This is a genomic window from Yersinia sp. 1252 StPb PI (genome assembly GCF_048593885.1).
In the GTDB taxonomy this organism is placed as follows: domain Bacteria; phylum Pseudomonadota; class Gammaproteobacteria; order Enterobacterales; family Enterobacteriaceae; genus Yersinia; species Yersinia enterocolitica_E.
Genome location: NZ_JAZGQE010000371.1, coordinates 1 through 1,352 on the forward strand (window position 1 = coordinate 1; position 1,352 = coordinate 1,352).

A 1,352-nucleotide genomic window follows, 5' to 3' on the forward strand; every position below is an offset into this window, starting at 1 on the left:
AGCAGAGTTTATCTTATTTAATAAAGATAATCATCCAATGAAAAAAACTGCCGTCATGGTAAATGACATTATTACCTCAGCCTATCAGAGAATAAAAATTGAATATCCTGATAGCAACATAGAAATCAATAAAATTGGTAATGGCTATCTGCTAACGGGTAAAGCAGAGTCAGAAGAGGCGAAAGACACTATTGCAGCTATTGTCGGTGAAGCAATAAACAAGAAAAGAGAGAAGAATCGCGAAGATCAACATTTTAATAACCCTGATTACTTAGGGGTAATTAATAAGATTAAACTCCCTGAATCTAACCAGGTAAATGTGAAATTAACCATTGCTGAGGTGACTAAAGACTTTAGTGAGAATATAGGGGTAGATTGGAGCAGCATCAACGAAGCATCTGTTGGCTCCTTTCAGTTTTTAAAATTCAATGCCACCGGAATTAGCACATTAGTTCATGCCATTAATGATGATTCTATTGCTCGTGTTCTGGCCGAACCTAATCTATCGGTACTGTCCGGTGAAAGTGCCTCATTTTTAGTTGGTGGCGAAATACCAATGTTTAATACCACCCAAAACAGCACCGTAATTAAATACAAAACTTATGGTATCAAGCTAAACATTGCGGCCAAGGTAAATGAAAAAAATCGTATCCGCATTAGCATGGAAGAAGAGGTCAGTAGTGTAGATAAAGTATTTAACGTCGAAGGGGGTAATTCGTATCCTTCATTACGTACACGTAAGGCAGCGACCACATTAGAACTTGGTGATGGTGAAAGCTTTATTCTAGGTGGTTTGATCAGTAAATCAGAGCGGGAATCCCTTAAAAAGATCCCCTTCATTGGTGATATTCCTATATTAGGGGCATTTTTCCGCAATGCACAAACGCAAAAGAATCAAACCGAACTGGTGGTCGTCGCCACCGTCAGCCTGGTAAAGCCGGTTGCCGGAAAGGACGTAGAATTACCTGATTTTATGCACACATCAACACTGGAACGCTTATTTAATTTCACTCATATAATGGAAATAAAAAGAAAAAAAGTGGCTAAGGAATTCCTACGAAAAGGTGGTTTTATAAAATGAAACTATGGATAGTTGGCAGTATTATCTTTCTCTCCAGCGTTGCACACGCCTCATTTATTATCGAGCCAAATGAGAATGACCAGGCCTGTTCATTAGCTAAAAGAGACTTGTTAGCAACAGATAAAAATCAGTTATTATCTACACCTGTTTTGCAAAGAGATAATGAGCGACGATGCAAATATCAACTCAATGATTATCGGATATCCCGGGATAGCGAAGTAGGATGCGCATTAAATAAAAATAGAATTCTTTCAAAATCACGCAATCAAAG

Annotated in this window: 2 protein-coding genes; both read left to right on the top strand. The window is 38.0% G+C overall.

Going from position 1 to position 1,352, the window contains the following annotated elements; all coding sequences use genetic code 11:
- Positions 1 to 1,081, top strand: a 1,081-nt coding sequence (locus V2A85_RS23680; protein WP_420072551.1) for a type II and III secretion system protein family protein, incomplete at its 5' end; no start/stop codon positions are given.
- Positions 1,078 to 1,352, top strand: a 275-nt coding sequence (locus V2A85_RS23685; RefSeq protein ID WP_420072552.1) for a hypothetical protein, incomplete at its 3' end; no start/stop codon positions are given. The genes V2A85_RS23680 and V2A85_RS23685, both read left to right, overlap by 4 nt.